The 16,640-nt window shown below is 59.4% G+C and carries 15 protein-coding genes; 9 read left to right on the forward strand and 6 right to left on the reverse strand.

The window, feature by feature from the left end; genetic code table 11:
* Positions 1 to 12: 12 nt before the first annotated feature.
* The 3 genes from PMA3_RS27060 to PMA3_RS27070 all read right to left on the reverse strand — a co-directional run bounded on the left by PMA3_RS27060 (position 13) and on the right by PMA3_RS27070 (position 3,171).
* Positions 13 to 771: an alpha/beta hydrolase family protein gene (locus PMA3_RS27060; protein ID WP_064680042.1), complete on the reverse strand. Its 759-nt coding sequence runs from the start codon at positions 769 to 771 to the stop codon at positions 13 to 15.
* Positions 761 to 1,870 (reverse strand): DUF3182 family protein, encoded by a 1,110-nt coding sequence (locus PMA3_RS27065; RefSeq protein WP_064680043.1) that lies wholly within the window; start codon positions 1,868 to 1,870, stop codon positions 761 to 763. Before PMA3_RS27065 ends, PMA3_RS27060 begins: the two co-directional genes overlap by 11 nt.
* Before the next feature lie 305 nt (positions 1,871 to 2,175).
* Positions 2,176 to 3,171 (reverse strand): GlxA family transcriptional regulator, encoded by a 996-nt coding sequence (locus PMA3_RS27070; RefSeq protein ID WP_064680044.1) that lies wholly within the window; start codon positions 3,169 to 3,171, stop codon positions 2,176 to 2,178.
* A 101-nt stretch (positions 3,172 to 3,272) separates the two neighbouring features.
* On the opposite strand from PMA3_RS27070, the gene PMA3_RS27075 reads away from it, so the two are divergent.
* From PMA3_RS27075 to PMA3_RS27110, 8 genes are all read left to right on the forward strand, one after another.
* On the forward strand, positions 3,273 to 3,827 hold the full coding sequence (locus PMA3_RS27075) for a cysteine hydrolase family protein (protein WP_064680045.1): 555 nt from the start codon (positions 3,273 to 3,275) through the stop codon (positions 3,825 to 3,827).
* Between the two features lie 321 nt (positions 3,828 to 4,148).
* A complete protein-coding gene (locus PMA3_RS27080) occupies positions 4,149 to 4,673 on the forward strand; it encodes a YjfI family protein (protein ID WP_237140675.1) in 525 nt (174 codons plus the stop codon).
* Between the two features lie 15 nt (positions 4,674 to 4,688).
* Positions 4,689 to 5,387, forward strand: coding sequence for a PspA/IM30 family protein (locus PMA3_RS27085; RefSeq protein ID WP_064680046.1), 699 nt, complete (start codon positions 4,689 to 4,691; stop codon positions 5,385 to 5,387).
* A gap of 77 nt (positions 5,388 to 5,464) precedes the next feature.
* Complete coding sequence (locus tag PMA3_RS27090) at positions 5,465 to 6,139, forward strand: DUF2491 family protein (protein ID WP_064680047.1); 675 nt, start codon at positions 5,465 to 5,467, stop codon at positions 6,137 to 6,139.
* A gap of 14 nt (positions 6,140 to 6,153) precedes the next feature.
* Positions 6,154 to 6,582, forward strand: a complete 429-nt coding sequence (locus PMA3_RS27095) for a DUF350 domain-containing protein (protein WP_064680048.1) — start codon at positions 6,154 to 6,156, stop codon at positions 6,580 to 6,582.
* A gap of 18 nt (positions 6,583 to 6,600) precedes the next feature.
* A complete protein-coding gene (locus tag PMA3_RS27100; RefSeq protein ID WP_064680049.1) occupies positions 6,601 to 7,329 on the forward strand; it encodes a DUF1190 domain-containing protein in 729 nt (242 codons plus the stop codon).
* A 12-nt stretch (positions 7,330 to 7,341) separates the two neighbouring features.
* Positions 7,342 to 8,499, forward strand: coding sequence for a glutathionylspermidine synthase family protein (locus tag PMA3_RS27105; RefSeq protein WP_064680050.1), 1,158 nt, complete (start codon positions 7,342 to 7,344; stop codon positions 8,497 to 8,499).
* Positions 8,500 to 8,654: 155 nt separating this feature from the next.
* Positions 8,655 to 10,859, forward strand: coding sequence for an OsmC domain/YcaO domain-containing protein (locus PMA3_RS27110; RefSeq protein ID WP_064680051.1), 2,205 nt, complete (start codon positions 8,655 to 8,657; stop codon positions 10,857 to 10,859).
* 74 nt (positions 10,860 to 10,933) lie between these two features.
* On the opposite strand, the gene PMA3_RS27115 is transcribed toward PMA3_RS27110, so the two are convergent.
* Positions 10,934 to 11,461, reverse strand: a complete 528-nt coding sequence (locus PMA3_RS27115) for a single-stranded DNA-binding protein (RefSeq protein ID WP_010467282.1) — start codon at positions 11,459 to 11,461, stop codon at positions 10,934 to 10,936.
* 9 nt (positions 11,462 to 11,470) lie between these two features.
* Positions 11,471 to 12,868: an MFS transporter gene (locus tag PMA3_RS27120; protein WP_064680052.1), complete on the reverse strand. Its 1,398-nt coding sequence runs from the start codon at positions 12,866 to 12,868 to the stop codon at positions 11,471 to 11,473.
* Positions 12,869 to 13,059: 191 nt separating this feature from the next.
* On the opposite strand from PMA3_RS27120, the gene uvrA reads away from it, so the two are divergent.
* Positions 13,060 to 15,894 (forward strand): excinuclease ABC subunit UvrA, encoded by a 2,835-nt coding sequence (uvrA, locus tag PMA3_RS27125; RefSeq protein ID WP_064680053.1) that lies wholly within the window; start codon positions 13,060 to 13,062, stop codon positions 15,892 to 15,894.
* Positions 15,895 to 16,035: 141 nt separating this feature from the next.
* On the opposite strand, the gene bfr is transcribed toward uvrA, so the two are convergent.
* Entirely contained in the window at positions 16,036 to 16,500 is a 465-nt protein-coding gene (gene bfr, locus PMA3_RS27130; RefSeq protein ID WP_059402166.1) for a bacterioferritin, read from the reverse strand.
* Between the last annotated feature and the right edge of the window lie 140 nt (positions 16,501 to 16,640).

Consider the following 16,640-nt stretch of genomic DNA (forward strand, 5'->3'; position numbering starts at 1 on the left):
CCACCGCCGATCTCAAGTCGATTGAATAATGCTCAACCGCTCCCCCACTACCATCTCTGTAATCCAGTCCACCAGGATCGAGGTATACGCCTGCTGCGAAACCGGGTCGCTCAAGGCGTGATCCGATCCGTCGATAATCCGGTGTGTCAGGGAATGCGTCTGCTGACACGCCGCCCGGTAGCTCATGATGGTGGCGTGCGGCACATAGTCATCGGTTTCGGACTCGACCAGCAGCACATCCCCGGTAAATTGCGAACAGGCATGCAGCGCACGATTGCTGTCGGCGCGAACCAGCGTGCTGCGATAGTCACGCAAGTCGAGCTTGTCCAGGTCTCGCTTGGGGGTGTTCCATTGGTCGTCGCGATACAGTGCGGGCACCCGCAGCGCCAACCAGCGAACGGGGCGCAACGAGGTCAGGATCGTCGCCAGGTAACCGCCATAGCTGGTGCCGACCACGGCAATCGCCGAGGTATCGAGCGCCGGATGGGCGAGCAACCGGTCATAGGCCGCCAGCAGGTCGCGCAGGTTGTCTTCACGCGTCACCCGCGTCAGTGGAATCCCGGTGCCCCCGGTGTGGCCGCGCAAGTCGAACGTCAGGCACACACACCCAAGGCCGGCGATGCCCTTTGCCCGTTCCAGATCCCGCTCCTGGCTGCCGCCCCAACCGTGCACGAACAATACGCCCGGGACTTTTGACTTGGGGCTGAGGAAGGTCCCGGTCATCTGTTCATCGTCGATGTCGATCTGAATGGTTTCGCTTCTAGCCGTCATAGGATTTAACCGTTACGTACTTGAGTAGAAAGTCACTGTTCTGCGCCGGCCCGCGATAGACCTCGATGGCGTCCGCGGGCAGGGGCTGATCGATGTACCTTTCCACCGAAGACACGCGAATTGCACGCATCCCCGGATCGTTGATGAAGCTCTGCAAAGCGGCCACCTCGGCGCTGCTGGCACCGCCCATGCGCCAGGATTGTTCCAGCACGCCGCTGCGCCGCTTGCCGTTACTGTCCAGTCCCTGGGCGATGTCGTAGTTGCGCCGCGAGGCGTAGAAACCGGGATAAGATTCATCCGCGGCGCTGTCGAAAACCTGCGCTTGCTGGATCGCCAGTCGCACATCGTCAGGCAGTGTCAACTCAAGCAAGTCGTCATAATAACCCTGTACCACGAGCAGATTGGAGCCTCCATAAACCTGCTCGCCTTGACCGTCCGTGGTCAAGTATTGATCGCCGCAGTAACTCAATACTCTGTCGCCGATAAAGCTCTGGCCGACGCTGTGGGTAATGACATCGTCCAGATCCTGTTCCAGCACCACGCCTTCGGTGAACAGCGCCTTTGCATCGGGCCTGGCAAGAACCGCATCAAACTGGTCGAGGCTTTTGATCACTTCCTGACCGCGTCCGGCGCAGGCATGGATGGGCTTGAGGCGAATGGGGCCGGTGTAGAGCAGGTGTTCTGCCGCGGGACGCGCATCGTCCAGCGAAAACACACTGAGGCCATCAAGCACCACATTACGCACGCGCTCGGAAAACAGCGGCGACCAGCCTTGCGGGGCGTGAGCGTTTTTATTGCGCAACCCATGGCTGATCGCTTTGGTGCAGATGAAGTCATGGTCGACGTAACCGCCCCACAAATCATCCGGCCCTTTCACACCCAACTCCAGGGCGGCCGCGGCGCCTACCAGGGTCTGGGTCGGTAATAGATAAAGGTCATGGCCGCAGTGTAATTCAGGGTCGTAACTGCCACCGAATTTGAGCCCGAGGATGTGCGCCAGCCAACGGGCCAGCGTGCGATTGGTTTCGACTTCGTGCAGTGGAGCGTCGGGGCGCACCGAATGGGCGACCACCATTTTTTTGCGGTTTGCTGGGGTCATGCATCCCCCTTCAATTGGCACGTGATGAATGTGGTTTCAGGAGGTGCAGAGATCAGGCCAAGGGTGGCTTGGGCGAAACCGTTTTCAAATCAATCAGTTGTGGAAAGCTTGATGGCATTTGGCCCGTTTGATTCTGCACGACTCTCACTTCAGCTCTGGTATTTTGCACGACATTAGCCTTGCACAGATCGAATTGTGGGAGCGGGCTTGCTCGCGAAAGCAGTCGAACATTCAGCATTAATGATGACTGACACAACGCATTCGCGAGCAAGCCCGCACACACTTTTGATTGGCCGTGATTTCGCCTATCGCGCCGAAGCCGCAGTCGGAGACACCCCAAACCGCGCCCGATAATCACTCGGGGCCAACCCGGTAACCTTCTTGAATATCGCCCGAAACGCCCCGGGATCCTGATACCCGACCGTCCAGGCGATGTGATCGATTGTACCGTTGGTGAACTCAAGCATTTCCCGAGCCTTGCCCACCCGCAGATGCTGGCAGTACTCGGTGGGTTTCAAGCCCGTCGCCGCGCGGAATCGGCGCAGGAAGGTACGCTCTTCCAGCCCTGCCCGCTCGGCCATCGCCGTCAGCGACACATCGGTCGCGCCCGTGCCTTGCAGCCAATGCTGAACCTTGAGAATAGACGCATCGCCATGGCTGAGTATTGGTGAAAAATTGCTGCCGCATTCGCTGGCGCTATCGCTGTGTTCCACCACCAGGAAGCGTGCGGTGCTGGTGGCGATGCTCGGCCCGAGCAGACGGTCCACAAGACGCAGCCCCAGCTCGGACCAGGCCATCAAGCCGGCCGTCGTGATCAAGTCGCCGTCATCGACGATGGGCGTGTCGGCCTTGAGCCTGATCGCCGGATAACGCTCGGCGAACGTCTGGGCCGAGGTCCAGTGCGTGGTGGCGCTACGACCGTCGAGCAAGCCACTTTCGGCCAACAGAATCGAGCCCACGCAGATGCCGCCCAGGATCGCGCCATTGGCATGTTGCTGACGAAGCCAGCGGATCAACGCTTGCGGCGCCTGGCCTTCGGAAAAACCGGCGATCGACGGGGGTATCAACACGGCAACCAAAGGGCTGTCCAGGACGGGATGACTGTCGTAGACCCGCTCGGGCACCTGTTCGCCATCGACCTGCCAATGGCTGATCCGCAATTGCGGCAACTGCGCACTCTGGTGCTCGGCGGCAATCCGGTTCGCCACGGCGAACAAGTCCGTCAGCCCATGCACCGCCGCCAACTGCGCGCCGGGATAGATCAGCACAGCCAGTTCGACGATTGCCCTTTCTGCGTCCATTGTCAGTTTTCCCCCTGCTATTGTCGGTGCGGCCAATCCTCGGGCGGCCTGCCAGACCCGATGCTCCATTCCACACCAACCTGCACTTCAAGGAAACAGTCATGACCAGGCAAGCACTCATCGTAGTCGATATCCAGAACGACTACTTCCCCCAAGGCAAGTGGCCGCTGGTAGGCGCCGATGCGGCGGCGGACAACGCTGTACGTTTGATCAAAGCCTTCCGTGACGCCGGTGATTCGGTGGTCCACATCCGCCACGAGTTCACCTCCAACGACGCGCCGTTCTTCACGCCAGGCTCCGAAGGCGCGAAGCTGCACCCCAAAGTCCTCAACCGCGCCGACGAGCCGGTCGTGCTCAAGCACTTCGTCAATTCGTTTCGCGAAACCGAACTGAAATCGATCCTCGACGAGCAAGGCATCAAGGCGCTGGTGGTGGTCGGCAGCATGAGCCACATGTGCGTCGACGGCATTACCCGTGCGGCTGCCGACATGGGTTACACCGTCACGGTCATTCACGACGCCTGTGCCTCCCGTGATCTGGAGTTCAACGGTCTGACCGTTCCGGCTGCGCACGTGCATGCGGCCTTCATGTCGGCCCTGGGCTTTGCTTATGCCAGCGTGGTGTCTACCGACGAGTTCCTGGCGACCCGCGACTAAAACGCCCCCAAGACCAAAAGGCCAGTTGCGCTCCCACGCTACTGGCCTTTTTTATGCGTCCGCCTGCCTGTCATAAAATCTCACTCGTGAGTTGTTGAGGGCTGCAAATATTGCCTGTAGTGTTCGGCGCGTGAGTGCTCACAACGAGCTCAGCACCATGAAAGCAGCTCTCCAGCAGATCCGCCCGACGGGTCTGTCACCGATTCCGCAAGCCGCAAGGGAGAGCGCTCGAAACCCTCCGCGAAAAAACCGTCGAGTTATTACATGTAGCAGATACGCGCGGGCTTGGGTGCCGCCGGTGATGTGAAACACGAGACTTAGGTGCTTCCCGAAAACCGAAGCCTGCTCAAGCAGATGGAGAAACAGCTACGCCAACCCATTCGGGCTGGCTCATTCATATCGGAGAATTACATGAGCGCAGGTAACAACTGGAACATCGATCGCCTTTACAGCGCCCTTCAAGCCCTGGACGAAGTGGTCTCGAATGACATCACCCTCTCCCTCGCTCAAAGCTCCGAACCCAGCATCAAGCTGCAAATGAACGACTTCGGTGGCTTGCCAATTTACATCGCAGTGGTGGGCGATCAGATCATCGTGGATACCGTTCTGGTTGATGTCGAGTCGATCAAAGACGTACCGGCCTTCAATGATGCCGTGCTGCGCAGCCGGGAAATGTTCCCGCTGTCTTCGATCGGTATCGAAACCATGCCCAACGGGCAGGTCGTTTACAACATGTTCGGCGCGCTGAGCTCCGACTCGAGCCTGACCAACGTCGTGACCGAGGTCAAAGCCCTCGTCGACAATGTCCAGCGCGCCAGCGAAGCCTTTGAACGTTTCTTCAATTAATTTTCGGGAATCCCAATGACTCAGTCTATCTGGAGCAAATTGTTCACCGCGCTGCGTGGCGGTGCCAACGAAGCCGGCGAGGCCATCGCCGACCAACAGGCCCTGCGCATCCTCGACCAGGAAATTCGCGATGCCGACAGCGCCCTGGCCAACGCCAAGCGCCAGCTGGTCACCATCATGGCCAAGCACAAACTGTCGACCGACCGCGTCAGCGAGCACAACGCCAAGATCAAGGACCTGGAATCCAAGGCCATGGCCGCGATCCAGGCCAACCGCGAAGACCTGGCACTGGAAGTGGCCGATGCCATTTCAACGCTGACCGGCGAACTGGAGGTCGAGCAAAAACAGGCCACCGAATTCGGCGGTTACGCGGACAGCATGCGCAAAGACATCACCAAGGCCGAAAGCCGCATCAAAAGCCTGCGCCAGCAAGTGGACATGGCCAAGGCGCGCGAAAGCGTACAGAACGCCCAGGTCAGCGCTTCGATCGCCAGCGGCGGTGCCAACGGCAAGCTGGAAACCGCCGTCGGCACACTGAACCGGCTGCAGGCAAAACAGCAGCAACGCGCCGCGGAGTTGCAAGCCCAGGATCAACTGGCGGATGCGTCGACCGGCACCGATCTGGAACGCAAACTGCGCGAAGCCGGCATCACCCCGGACACCGGCAGCGCCAATGCGATTCTTGAGCGCCTGAAGAAAAAATCGGCCGAGTAAATTTCGCTGACCTTATGACTGGCGCAAAGCCTGTGGGAGCGGGCTTGCTCGCGAAGAGGGCCTCAAGGAAATCTTCAATGGGATGGTTTAAACAGCTGATGGGGCTTGAAGCGCCGAAAGCGAAGACAGAAGCGCAATGGACTGCCAACGAAACCCTGCCGGTCTCCGGTCCGCTGGGCCTGGCAATGGGCAAGGGCGTGATGTTCGACAGCACCCTGAGACTGCTGCTCGACGAAAAAACCACGGTGGTCATCCCGGACGCCCAGCAGATCTGGAGCACAGGCACCATCGACCTCGGGCAGTCGACCTGGCTGTCGCGCTATTACATGAACGACGAAGACTACTGGCTGCAAGTGCACACCACCGGCGACATCGTCGGCCAGGTCGAGTCGGTGATCCTGTTCAATTACCTCAGTTACGTCACCCTCGGCAGCGAAGCGGAGCTGCGTCGGCTGGCTGGCCCTCAAAGCCTGATCGGGCTGCCGACCTACACCCACAACGGCGTGGAATACACCCGCGAATGGGGCACCGAGAACGGTCAGACGGAATTGGTGGCGCTGAGCGAGCAGCTGCGCAATCCGGATGAGTCCTACAGCATCGAGCACCGTTCGATGCTGTATGCCCGCGAAACCGGCCTGACCGAGCGCAGGGAGTTCCTGCTGTTTTCCGTCGAAGAAGACGCCGAGGGCACCGTCAGCCTGAGCACTTCGCTGGGGATGTCGCTGTACACCACCGACCTGAGCATTATTTAAGAAGGAAGCAGTCCATGCTAGAAGCACTCTCTATCTCCCTGAACAAAGCCGCCGTGCTCGGGTTTGTGTTGTACATCCTGGGTGCCGCGGTGCTGTTTGCGCTGTTCCAGTTCGTCTACACCCGAATCACCCCGCACAAAGAGTTCCAACTGATCCGCTCCGGCAACGTGGCGGCCGCGATCGCTCTGGGCGGCGCCATCATTGGTTTCGCGATTCCGGCCAGCAATGTGATCGCCTACTCGATCAGCATTCTGGATTTCGTCGTTTGGGCAGTGATCGCCGCGTTCGTGCAACTGCTGGCATTCCTGATGACCAGTCTGGTGCTCAAAGGCACTTCTGAACGCATCAAAAAAGGCGAAATCGCGGCGGGCATCTATGTCGCTGCAGTGGCCATCAGCGTCGGCATGTTGAACGCCGCCTGCATGACCCCTTCCCAGAACTGATTGCGCACGGAGCTCCCGATGAAACGAAGCAAGTACGTTCAGCTGTCACTGGCAGCGTCGGTCGCCATGGCGATATCAGGCTGCGGGGTGGCTGAAAAAACCTACCCGGTGCAGAAGAAGTACAACTTTCAGTCCGTTCAGCAATGTGCCGATGAAAAGCTTCCGGTCGACGTCTGCTCTGACGCCTACATGGCCGCCATGGCTGAGCATCGCCGCCTTGCGCCGGTGTACGACAACCAGGCCGATTGCGATGCCGACTTTGTCGCCAACTGGTGCCAGCAGGATTCCGCCGGCAAGTTCATCCCCAAGCTCGGAGGCTTCGAACTGAGCGCCGATGGCGAGGTGACGCAATCCCAAGTGGACGCTGCCAAGGCTCAATTGCCAACCTCGGAAGCGAACAGTGGCGGTTCGGGATTCTCCGGCACCAGCCTGCTGACCGGACTGCTGATCGGTAACATGCTGAGCAACAACCGCAACAGCTATAACTCCCAACCGGTGTACCGCTACCGCGATGACCGCGGCAGCTATTCGTCTTCGACACTCGGCCAGCGGATTGCCAAGGGCTCGACCTTTACCAAATCCAATCAGGCGCGATACGGCAGCAGCAACTACGCCGACTCCATTCGTTCCGCCAGCAAACCGGTTTCGGTTGCCTCGTCCACCTCCCGTGGCGGTTTCGGCAGCAAGGCCAGTGCACGCAGTGGCTGGGGCGGCTCGGGCAAGAGTTTCGGCGGCTCGAGCAGTTAAGGAAACCGCGCCATGAAGAAAATACTCTGTGCAGAGCGTCATGACTGGAAACAGACCGCCGACAGCCTTGGCTTTCTGTTCCATACCTTCGACAACGAACCTTATTGGGACGAGAGCGCGTATTACCAGTTCACGCTCAAGCAGATCGAGAACGACCTCGAAGACCCGACCACCGAGATCCATGAGATGTGCATGGATCTGGTGGCCCGCGTGGTGCAGAGCGAAGAGCTGCTGGAGCGCCTGAGCATTCCCGCGCCCTTCTTCGACATGATTCGCACTTCATGGCTCGAGGGCCACCCGCACCTGTATGGGCGCATGGATTTCTCCTACAACGGCACCGGCCCGGCCAAGTTGCTGGAGCTCAACTACGACACGCCGACCAGCCTGTATGAGGCCGCGGCGTTTCAGTGGGGCTGGCTGGAGCAATGCATCGAACGCGGTTTGCTGCCCGGGCATGCCGACCAGTTCAACAGCATCGACACCAAACTGCATCAGGCCTTTGCCCAACTACAACTCCAGCAACCCTTCTATTTCGCCTCGATGAAAGACTCGGTCGAAGACAGGGGCACCACCGACTACCTGCGCCTGATCGCAGAGAAAGTCGGCATGGAATCCCGCCACATCGACATCGAAGACATTGGCCTGACCGGTGACGGACGCTTCGTCGATCTTGAAGATCGCTGGATCCCCCACCTGTTCAAGCTGCACGCCTGGGAATTCATCTTTCACGAGCCCTTTGGGGCAGCGATTGCCCAGAGCGACACGCAGTTTTTCGAGCCGGTCTGGAAATCCATCCTCTCCAACAAAGGCATCCTGCCGCTGCTGTGGGAGTTCAACAAAGGCCACCCGAACCTGCTCGCCGCGCATCTGGACACCGACCCGAACAAAGCGGTGCCCAAGGGCTGGGTGCGCAAGCCGTTCTTCTCCCGGGAAGGCGCCAACATCGAATTGCAAACCGTCGACGGCCTGATCGTCAAAGAGGACGGGCCCTACACGGACGCGCCTTTTATCCTTCAGGAATTTGCGCCACTGCCGCAATTTGGCGACAGCTACACCTTGATCGGCTCGTGGGTGATCGGCGATCAGGCCGCAGGGATTGGTGTGCGTGAAGACAACAGCTTGATTACCAAGGATTCGAGCCGTTTTCTGCCACACCTGATCCTCGACTGAACAATCAATCGTTCATGAAAAGGCCGGTGCCGTGCATCGGCTGGCAGGGTGAAGCAGGAGTAAACCTGGCCCAGGACCGGACAACTACAAGACTTACCGCTGAAAAGCCGGATAATGGCGACCAAATCGTCTAGCCGTTATTCTGGTAATCCCCCATGGAAATCAAGGTCAACTTTCTCGACAACCTTCGACTTGAAGCCAAGTTCGATGACTTCACGGTGGTGGCCGATCAACCTATCCGCTACAAGGGAGATGGCTCGGCACCGGGTCCGTTCGACTACTTTTTGGCTTCATCGGCTTTGTGTGCGGCCTATTTCGTGAAGTTGTACTGCGACACTCGCAGCATTCCCACCGAAAACATCCGCTTGTCGCAGAACAACATTGTTGATCCGGAAAACCGCTACAACCAGATTTTCAAGATTCAGGTCGAGTTGCCCGCGGACATCTCGGACAAGGACCGCCAAGGCATCCTGCGCTCCATCGACCGTTGCACCGTGAAAAAAGTGGTGCAAGCCGGGCCTGAGTTTGTGATCGAAGAGGTCGAAAACCTCGACGCCGATGCCCAGGCATTGCTGATGCCTGCCGCCAACTCAGAGGCGAGCACTTATATTGTCGGCAAGGATCTGCCGCTGGAGCAAACCATTGCCAATATGTCGGCCATCCTGGCGGACCTGGGCATGAAGATTGAAATCGCCTCCTGGCGCAATATCGTGCCCAATGTGTGGTCGCTGCATATCCGCGATGCGCACTCGCCGATGTGCTTCACCAACGGCAAGGGTTCGACCAAGGAAGGCGCATTGGCGTCGGCGTTGGGCGAGTTCATCGAGCGACTCAACTGCAACTTTTTCTACAACGATCAATTCTGGGGCGAAGACATCGCCAACGCCGCGTTTGTGCACTACCCGGATGAGCGCTGGTTCAAGCCTGGCCGTAAAGATGCACTGCCGGCGGAAATTCTCGACGAGTACTGCCTGAAGATTTACAACCGCGACGGCGAGCTGCGTGGCTCCCATCTGATCGACACCAACTCGGGCAACGAAGAGCGCGGCATCTGCACGCTGCCGTACGTGCGCCAGTCGGACGGCGAGGTGGTGTACTTCCCGTCCAACCTGGTGGAAAACCTGTTCCTGAGCAACGGCATGAGTGCCGGTAACACGCTGGCCGAAGCCCAGGTGCAGTGCCTGTCGGAGATCTTCGAGCGCGCGGTAAAACGCGAAATCATCGAAGGCGAATTTGCCCTGCCGGATGTGCCGGCCAACGTGCTGGCGAAGTACCCCGGGATCCTGGCCGGTATCCAGGCGCTGGAGGAACAGGGGTTCCCCGTGCTGGTGAAGGATGCGTCCCTGGGCGGTGAATTCCCGGTGATGTGCGTCACGCTGATGAACCCGCGTACCGGCGGTGTGTTCGCCTCGTTCGGTGCGCACCCGAGCCTGGAAGTGGCGCTGGAACGCAGCCTGACCGAATTGCTGCAGGGCCGCAGTTTCGAAGGCCTCAACGACTTGCCCCAGCCGACGTTTGAAGGCCATGCGGTGACCGAGCCGAACAACTTCGTCGAGCACTTCATTGACTCCAGCGGCGTGGTGTCGTGGCGCTTCTTCAGCTCGAAGTCGGATTACGAATTCGTGGAGTGGGACTTCTCCGGCCAGGGTGAAAACTCGAATGCCGAGGAAGCCGCGACCTTGTTCGGCATTCTCGAAGGCATGGGCAAGCAAGTTTACATGGCGGTCTACGAGCATATCGGCGCCAAGGCCTGCCGCATCCTGGTACCGGACTATTCGGAGATTTATCCGGTAGACGATCTGATCTGGGACAACACCAACAAAGCGCTGTTCTTCCGCGCCGACATCCTGAACCTGCATCGCCTGGACGAAGACGAACTGCGAGCGCTGGTCGAGCGGCTGGTGGAAAGCGAGCTGGACGACTACACCGACATCACCAGCTTGATCGGCATCGAATTCGACGACAATACCGCCTGGGGTCAGCTGACGATCCTGGAGTTGAAGCTGCTGATTTATCTCGCCTTGCAGCAATATGAGGAGGCGAAAGAAGCGGTGGAAATGTTCCTGCAGTACAACGACAACACGGTTGAGCGCGGCTTGTTCTACCAGGCCATCAACGTGGTGCTGGAGATGAAGCTGGACGAAGACCTGGAACTGCAAGACTACGAGGCCAATTTCCGCCGGATGTTTGGCAACGAGCGGATGGACGCAGCGATCGGCTCAGTGGACGGCAGCGTGCGCTTCCATGGCTTGACGCCGACCAGCATGAAACTCGAAGGGCTCGACAGGCATCTGCGCCTGATCGAAAGCTACAAGAAACTGCACTCGGCACGAGCCAATGTGACCGCGTTAACCCGTTAACAGCGCCAACAAAAAAGCGAAGCCAGATTAATGGCTTCGCTTTTTTTATTTACGGTTCTGAAAAAAACTACGGATCAGAACGGGATATCGTCATCAAAGCTGTCGAAATCCGGAGCTGGTTGCGGCGCGGCCTGCTGTGGAGGCGGAGCCTGGCGCGACTGTTGTGGAGCCGATTGCTGCGGACGCGGAGCCTGCTGGCGTGGAGCCGGGGCGGACTGCTGGTAGTTATTGCCCCCGCCTTGTTGGTCGCCCTGTTGTGGACGGCCGCCCAGCAGTTGCATGGTGCCTTGCATATCGACCACGATTTCAGTGGTGTAACGCTTGATGCCGTCTTTTTCCCACTCGCGGGTCTGCAGTTTGCCTTCGATGTAGACCTGCGAACCTTTACGCAGGTATTCGCCGGCGATTTCCGCCACCTTGCCGAACATCGACACACGGTGCCATTCGGTTTTCTCGACCTTCTGACCGGTCTGCTTGTCGGTCCACTGTTCGCTGGTCGCCAGACTCAGGTTGGTCACGGCATTACCGTTCGGCAGGTAGCGAACTTCGGGATCCTGGCCGCAAGTGCCGACCAATATGACTTTGTTAACCCCACGGGCCATAACGTTCTCCTAGGCTTCGCACGCTGTCGCGGCCGGGTTGTTCACCAGACGCTCGAGGGTGGTGCGATCCAATAGTTCTGTGTCCAATTTGATGTAAATGGCCGCTTCATCCGCGACTATCACTGCATCTGTTACCCCTACGACGGCCATCAGGCGCTCAACCAGACCCGCTTCGCGGATTGCCTCGGGCGACAGCGGCAAGCGCAGGCTCGTGACGTAGGGAGGTTCGCGCATGGTAACAGCAAAGGCCAACCAGAGGGCAGCCAGCCCGGCGCATCCGAGGAAGACAACCGACAAACCGCCATGCTGGAACATCCAGCCGCCGAGGATCCCGCCCAACGCCGAACCGAGGAACTGGCTGGTGGAATAAACCCCCATCGCCGTGCCTTTGCCGCCCGCTGGTGAAACCTTGCTGATCAGCGATGGCAATGAAGCTTCCAGCAAGTTGAACGCGGTGAAGAACACCACCGTCCCGATCACCAGGGCCCGCAAGCTATCGCCGAACTGCCAGAAGAATAGCTCAGTGAGCATCAGCGTCAGCACCGCGCCCAGTAAAACTCGTTTCATTTTGCGTTTCTTCTCGCCGTAGATGATGAACGGGATCATGGCGAAGAAGGAAATCAGCAGCGCGGTCAGGTACACCCACCAGTGCTGCTCCTTGGGCAGCCCGGCTTTTTCGACCAGGGCCAGGGGCAATGCAACGAAGCTCGACATCAACATCGCGTGCAACACAAAAATGCCCAGGTCCAGGCGCAGCAGGTCCGGATGCTTGAGCGTCGGCAGCAGCGCCTGACGCGCGACGCCGGACTCGCGATGCTGCAGCGGTCCGGTGGAGCGCGGCACCATGAACATCACGATCAGGATGCCCAACAGCGCCATGCCGCCCGTGGCCAGGAACAGCCCGGACAGACCGAAGGCGCGCGTCAGCAACGGCCCCACCACCATGGCGACAGCGAACGACAGGCCGATGGTCATGCCGATCATGGCCATGGCCTTTGTCCGGTGCTGTTCACGGGTCAGGTCCGACAATAGCGCCATCACCGCCGCTGAAATCGCCCCGGCACCTTGCAGGATGCGTCCGGCGATCACGCCCCAGATCGAATCGGCATTGGCCGCCAGCACGCTGCCGAGGGCAAAGACGATAAGTCCAACGTAAATCACCGGCCGGCGGCCGATGCGGTCGGAAATGAAACCGAAAGGAATCTGGAAGAGCGCCTGGGTCAGGCCGTAAGCGCCAATCGCCAGCCCGATGAGGGCCGGGGTCGCTCCCGCCAGATCCATGCCATAGGTCGCCAGTACCGGCAACACCATGAACATGCCAAGCATACGGAACGCGAACACCAGGGCCAGACCGCTTGCTGCGCGTGTCTCACTGCCACTCATGCGTTCGCTGTGGGGATCGTGCATGGAAAAACCTCATGTGAACCGGCGGCGATTCTACCAGTCCCATCGATTGACAGGGTATATCGCGACGCTTTGACGCGCTTCGCTGACAGACTCTTCATGTAAGGCAACAATCCGCTCGTTTGATAGTGTGCATCCATCCAGTATTTGGCCGTATACTCCTACGTTTTCGACGCCCGCCAAGCGAGGCCACTTTGGACAAGATCCTGATTCGTGGGGCCCGAACCCACAACCTGAAGAACATCGACCTGACCCTGCCACGGGACAAACTGATCGTTATCACCGGCCTGTCCGGATCCGGCAAATCGTCCTTGGCCTTCGACACGCTGTACGCTGAAGGCCAGCGCCGCTACGTCGAATCGCTTTCGGCCTACGCCCGGCAGTTTCTGTCGATGATGGAAAAACCGGACGTCGACACCATAGAAGGTTTGTCGCCAGCCATCTCCATCGAACAGAAATCGACCTCGCACAACCCGCGCTCGACGGTCGGCACCATCACTGAAATCTACGACTACCTGCGCCTGCTCTACGCTCGCGTGGGAATTCCCCGCTGCCCGGATCACGACATTCCGCTGGAAGCCCAGACCGTCAGCCAGATGGTCGACCTGGTCCTGGCGCAACCGGAGGGCAGCAAGCTGATGCTGCTGGCCCCGGTGATCCGCGAGCGTAAAGGCGAACACCTGTCGGTTTTCGAAGAGCTGCGCGCACAAGGCTTCGTGCGGGCCCGGGTCAACGGCAGGCTGTGCGAGCTGGACGAGTTGCCGAAGCTGGATAAACAGAAGAAGCACACGATCGATGTGGTGGTCGACCGTTTCAAAGTGCGCGCCGATCTGCAACAGCGTCTGGCCGAGTCGTTCGAGACCGCGCTGAAGCTGGCGGACGGCATCGCCCTGGTGGCGCCGATGGACGACGAGCCGGGCGAAGAGATCATCTTCTCCGCGCGCTTCGCCTGCCCGATCTGCGGCCACGCCATCAGCGAGCTCGAACCCAAGCTGTTCTCTTTCAACAACCCGGCCGGTGCTTGCCCGACGTGTGATGGCCTGGGCGTTAAACAGTTCTTCGACATCAAGCGACTGGTCAATGGCGAACTGACCCTGGCCGAGGGTGCGATACGCGGCTGGGACAGGCGCAACGTCTATTACTTCCAGATGCTCGGGTCGCTGGCCTCGCACTATAAATTCAGCCTGGAAGTGCCGTTCAACGAACTGCCGGCGGATCAGCAGAAATTCATCCTGCATGGCAGCGGTTCGCAGAACGTCGATTTCAAGTATCTGAATGACCGTGGCGACATCGTCAAACGCTCGCACCCCTTCGAAGGCATCGTGCCGAACCTGGAACGTCGCTACCGCGAAACCGAGTCAGCTTCGGTCCGTGAGGAACTGGCCAAGTTCCTCAGCACCCAGCCTTGCCCGGATTGCCGCGGTACCCGCCTGCGTCGCGAAGCGCGGCACGTTTGGGTCGGTGAGAAAACGCTGCCGGCGGTGACCAATCTGCCGATCGGCGATGCCTGTGAGTATTTCGGCGTGCTGAAGCTGACTGGCCGCCGCGGCGAAATTGCCGACAAGATCCTCAAGGAAATCCGCGAGCGCCTGCAGTTCCTGGTCAACGTGGGTCTTGATTATCTATCGCTGGATCGCAGTGCGGATACGCTGTCCGGCGGTGAGGCCCAGCGAATTCGTCTGGCCAGCCAGATCGGTGCCGGCCTGGTGGGAGTTCTGTACATCCTCGATGAGCCGTCGATTGGTTTGCATCAGCGCGATAACGATCGCCTGCTCGGCACCCTCAAGCACCTGCGGGACATTGGCAACACGGTGATCGTGGTCGAGCACGACGAAGATGCGATTCGCCTGGCCGACTACGTGGTCGACATTGGCCCCGGCGCTGGCGTGCACGGCGGGCATATCGTCGCCGAAGGCACACCGGCCGAGGTCATGGCTCACCCTGACTCGCTGACGGGCAAGTATCTGTCGGGACGGGTGAAGATCGCCGTTCCCGCCAAACGCACACCGCGTAATAAAAAGCTGTCGCTGTCACTCAAGGGCGCGCGCGGAAATAACCTGCGCGATGTCGACCTGGACATCCCGATCGGCCTGCTCACCTGCGTGACCGGCGTGTCCGGTTCGGGCAAGTCGACGCTGATCAACAACACGCTGTTTCCATTGAGCGCCACGGCACTCAACGGTGCCACGACCCTGGAGGCTGCCGCCCACGACAGCATCAAGGGCCTCGAGCATCTGGACAAGGTGGTCGACATCGACCAGAGCCCGATCGGGCGTACGCCGCGCTCCAACCCGGCAACCTACACCGGGCTGTTCACGCCGATTCGCGAACTGTTCGCCGGCGTGCCGGAATCCCGCTCGCGCGGGTACGGTCCAGGGCGCTTTTCTTTCAACGTGAAGGGCGGGCGCTGCGAGGCCTGTCAGGGCGATGGCCTGATCAAGGTAGAGATGCACTTCCTGCCGGACATCTATGTCCCGTGCGACGTCTGCAAGAGCAAGCGCTACAACCGCGAAACGCTGGAGATCAAGTACAAGGGCAAGAGCATCCACGAAACCCTGGAGATGACCATCGAGGAAGCCCGGGTGTTCTTCGACGCGGTGCCGGCGTTGGCGCGCAAGCTTCAGACGCTGATGGATGTGGGCCTGTCGTACATCAAGCTGGGGCAATCGGCGACTACGCTATCGGGTGGTGAAGCCCAGCGGGTGAAACTGTCCCGCGAGCTGTCCAAACGCGATACCGGCAAGACCTTGTACATCCTCGATGAGCCGACCACCGGCCTGCACTTCGCGGATATCCAGCAACTGCTCGACGTGCTGCATCGTCTGCGCGACCACGGCAATACCGTGGTGGTCATCGAGCACAACCTCGACGTGATCAAGACAGCCGACTGGTTGGTGGACCTGGGGCCGGAAGGCGGTTCCAAGGGCGGGCAGATCATTGCTGTCGGCACGCCGGAGGAAGTGTCGGAGATGAAGCAATCGCATACCGGCTTCTATCTCAAGCCGCTGCTGGAGCGCGACAGGGCCTGAATCAAGGCCCATGAAAAAGCCCCTGTCACTTTGTCGGTGACAGGGGCTTTTTGTTAAGAACCTGCAGGAGCCAAGCTTGCTGGCGATAGCGGTCTCATGGACGCCTTCGCCGGCAAGCCGGGCTCCTACGGTTCCGCGGCATCAGAACTGCGATTGCAGGTAATTCTCCAGCCCGATCAACTTGATCAGACCCAACTGCTTCTCCAGCCAGTAGGTGTGATCTTCTTCGGTATCATTCAGCTGAATACGCAGCATCTCGCGACTGACGTAGTCCTTGTGCTGCTCGCAAAGCTCGATGCCCTTGCAGAGTGCCGCGCGCACTTTGTATTCCAGGCGCAGGTCGGCAGCCAGCATGTCGGGCACGGTGGTGCCGACATCCAGGTCGTCCGGACGCATACGCGGGGTGCCTTCGAGCATCAGGATCCGGCGCATCAGCGCATCGGCATGCCCTGCTTCTTCTTCCATCTCGTGGTTGATACGTTCGTAGAGCTCGGTGAAACCCCAGTCCTCGTACATCCGCGAATGGATGAAATATTGATCACGCGCCGCCAGTTCGCCGGTCAGCAACGTGTTGAGGTAATCGATTACGTCTGGGTGGCCTTGCATCGCCCTACATCTCCCTGCCTGAAAGTCTGTAGTTTGAACCAATGAGGCTGATTGGTCACTTCGTTTGCGCGATAAAAGCGAAGATATTCTGAGAAAAGCAGCTTAAATAACGCAAAAACCGCCCAAATGAGGGCGGTTCT

Origin of the sequence: Pseudomonas silesiensis, from assembly GCF_001661075.1 — a bacterium.
Lineage (GTDB): Bacteria > Pseudomonadota > Gammaproteobacteria > Pseudomonadales > Pseudomonadaceae > Aquipseudomonas > Aquipseudomonas silesiensis.

Bases quoted from the DNA above. Each gene is read 5' to 3' on its own strand.
- PMA3_RS27060 (WP_064680042.1), bottom strand. From the start codon at position 771: ATGACGGCTAGAAGCGAAACCATTCAGATCGACATCGACGATGAACAG.
- PMA3_RS27065 (WP_064680043.1), bottom strand. From the start codon at position 1,870: ATGACCCCAGCAAACCGCAAAAAAATGGTGGTCGCCCATTCGGTGCGC.
- PMA3_RS27070 (WP_064680044.1), bottom strand. From the start codon at position 3,171: ATGGACGCAGAAAGGGCAATCGTCGAACTGGCTGTGCTGATCTATCCC.
- PMA3_RS27075 (WP_064680045.1), top strand. From the start codon at position 3,273: ATGACCAGGCAAGCACTCATCGTAGTCGATATCCAGAACGACTACTTC.
- PMA3_RS27085 (WP_064680046.1), top strand. From the start codon at position 4,689: ATGACTCAGTCTATCTGGAGCAAATTGTTCACCGCGCTGCGTGGCGGT.
- PMA3_RS27090 (WP_064680047.1), top strand. From the start codon at position 5,465: ATGGGATGGTTTAAACAGCTGATGGGGCTTGAAGCGCCGAAAGCGAAG.
- PMA3_RS27095 (WP_064680048.1), top strand. From the start codon at position 6,154: ATGCTAGAAGCACTCTCTATCTCCCTGAACAAAGCCGCCGTGCTCGGG.
- PMA3_RS27100 (WP_064680049.1), top strand. From the start codon at position 6,601: ATGAAACGAAGCAAGTACGTTCAGCTGTCACTGGCAGCGTCGGTCGCC.
- PMA3_RS27105 (WP_064680050.1), top strand. From the start codon at position 7,342: ATGAAGAAAATACTCTGTGCAGAGCGTCATGACTGGAAACAGACCGCC.
- PMA3_RS27110 (WP_064680051.1), top strand. From the start codon at position 8,655: ATGGAAATCAAGGTCAACTTTCTCGACAACCTTCGACTTGAAGCCAAG.
- PMA3_RS27115 (WP_010467282.1), bottom strand. From the start codon at position 11,461: ATGGCCCGTGGGGTTAACAAAGTCATATTGGTCGGCACTTGCGGCCAG.
- PMA3_RS27120 (WP_064680052.1), bottom strand. From the start codon at position 12,868: ATGCACGATCCCCACAGCGAACGCATGAGTGGCAGTGAGACACGCGCA.
- bfr (WP_059402166.1), bottom strand. From the start codon at position 16,500: ATGCAAGGCCACCCAGACGTAATCGATTACCTCAACACGTTGCTGACC.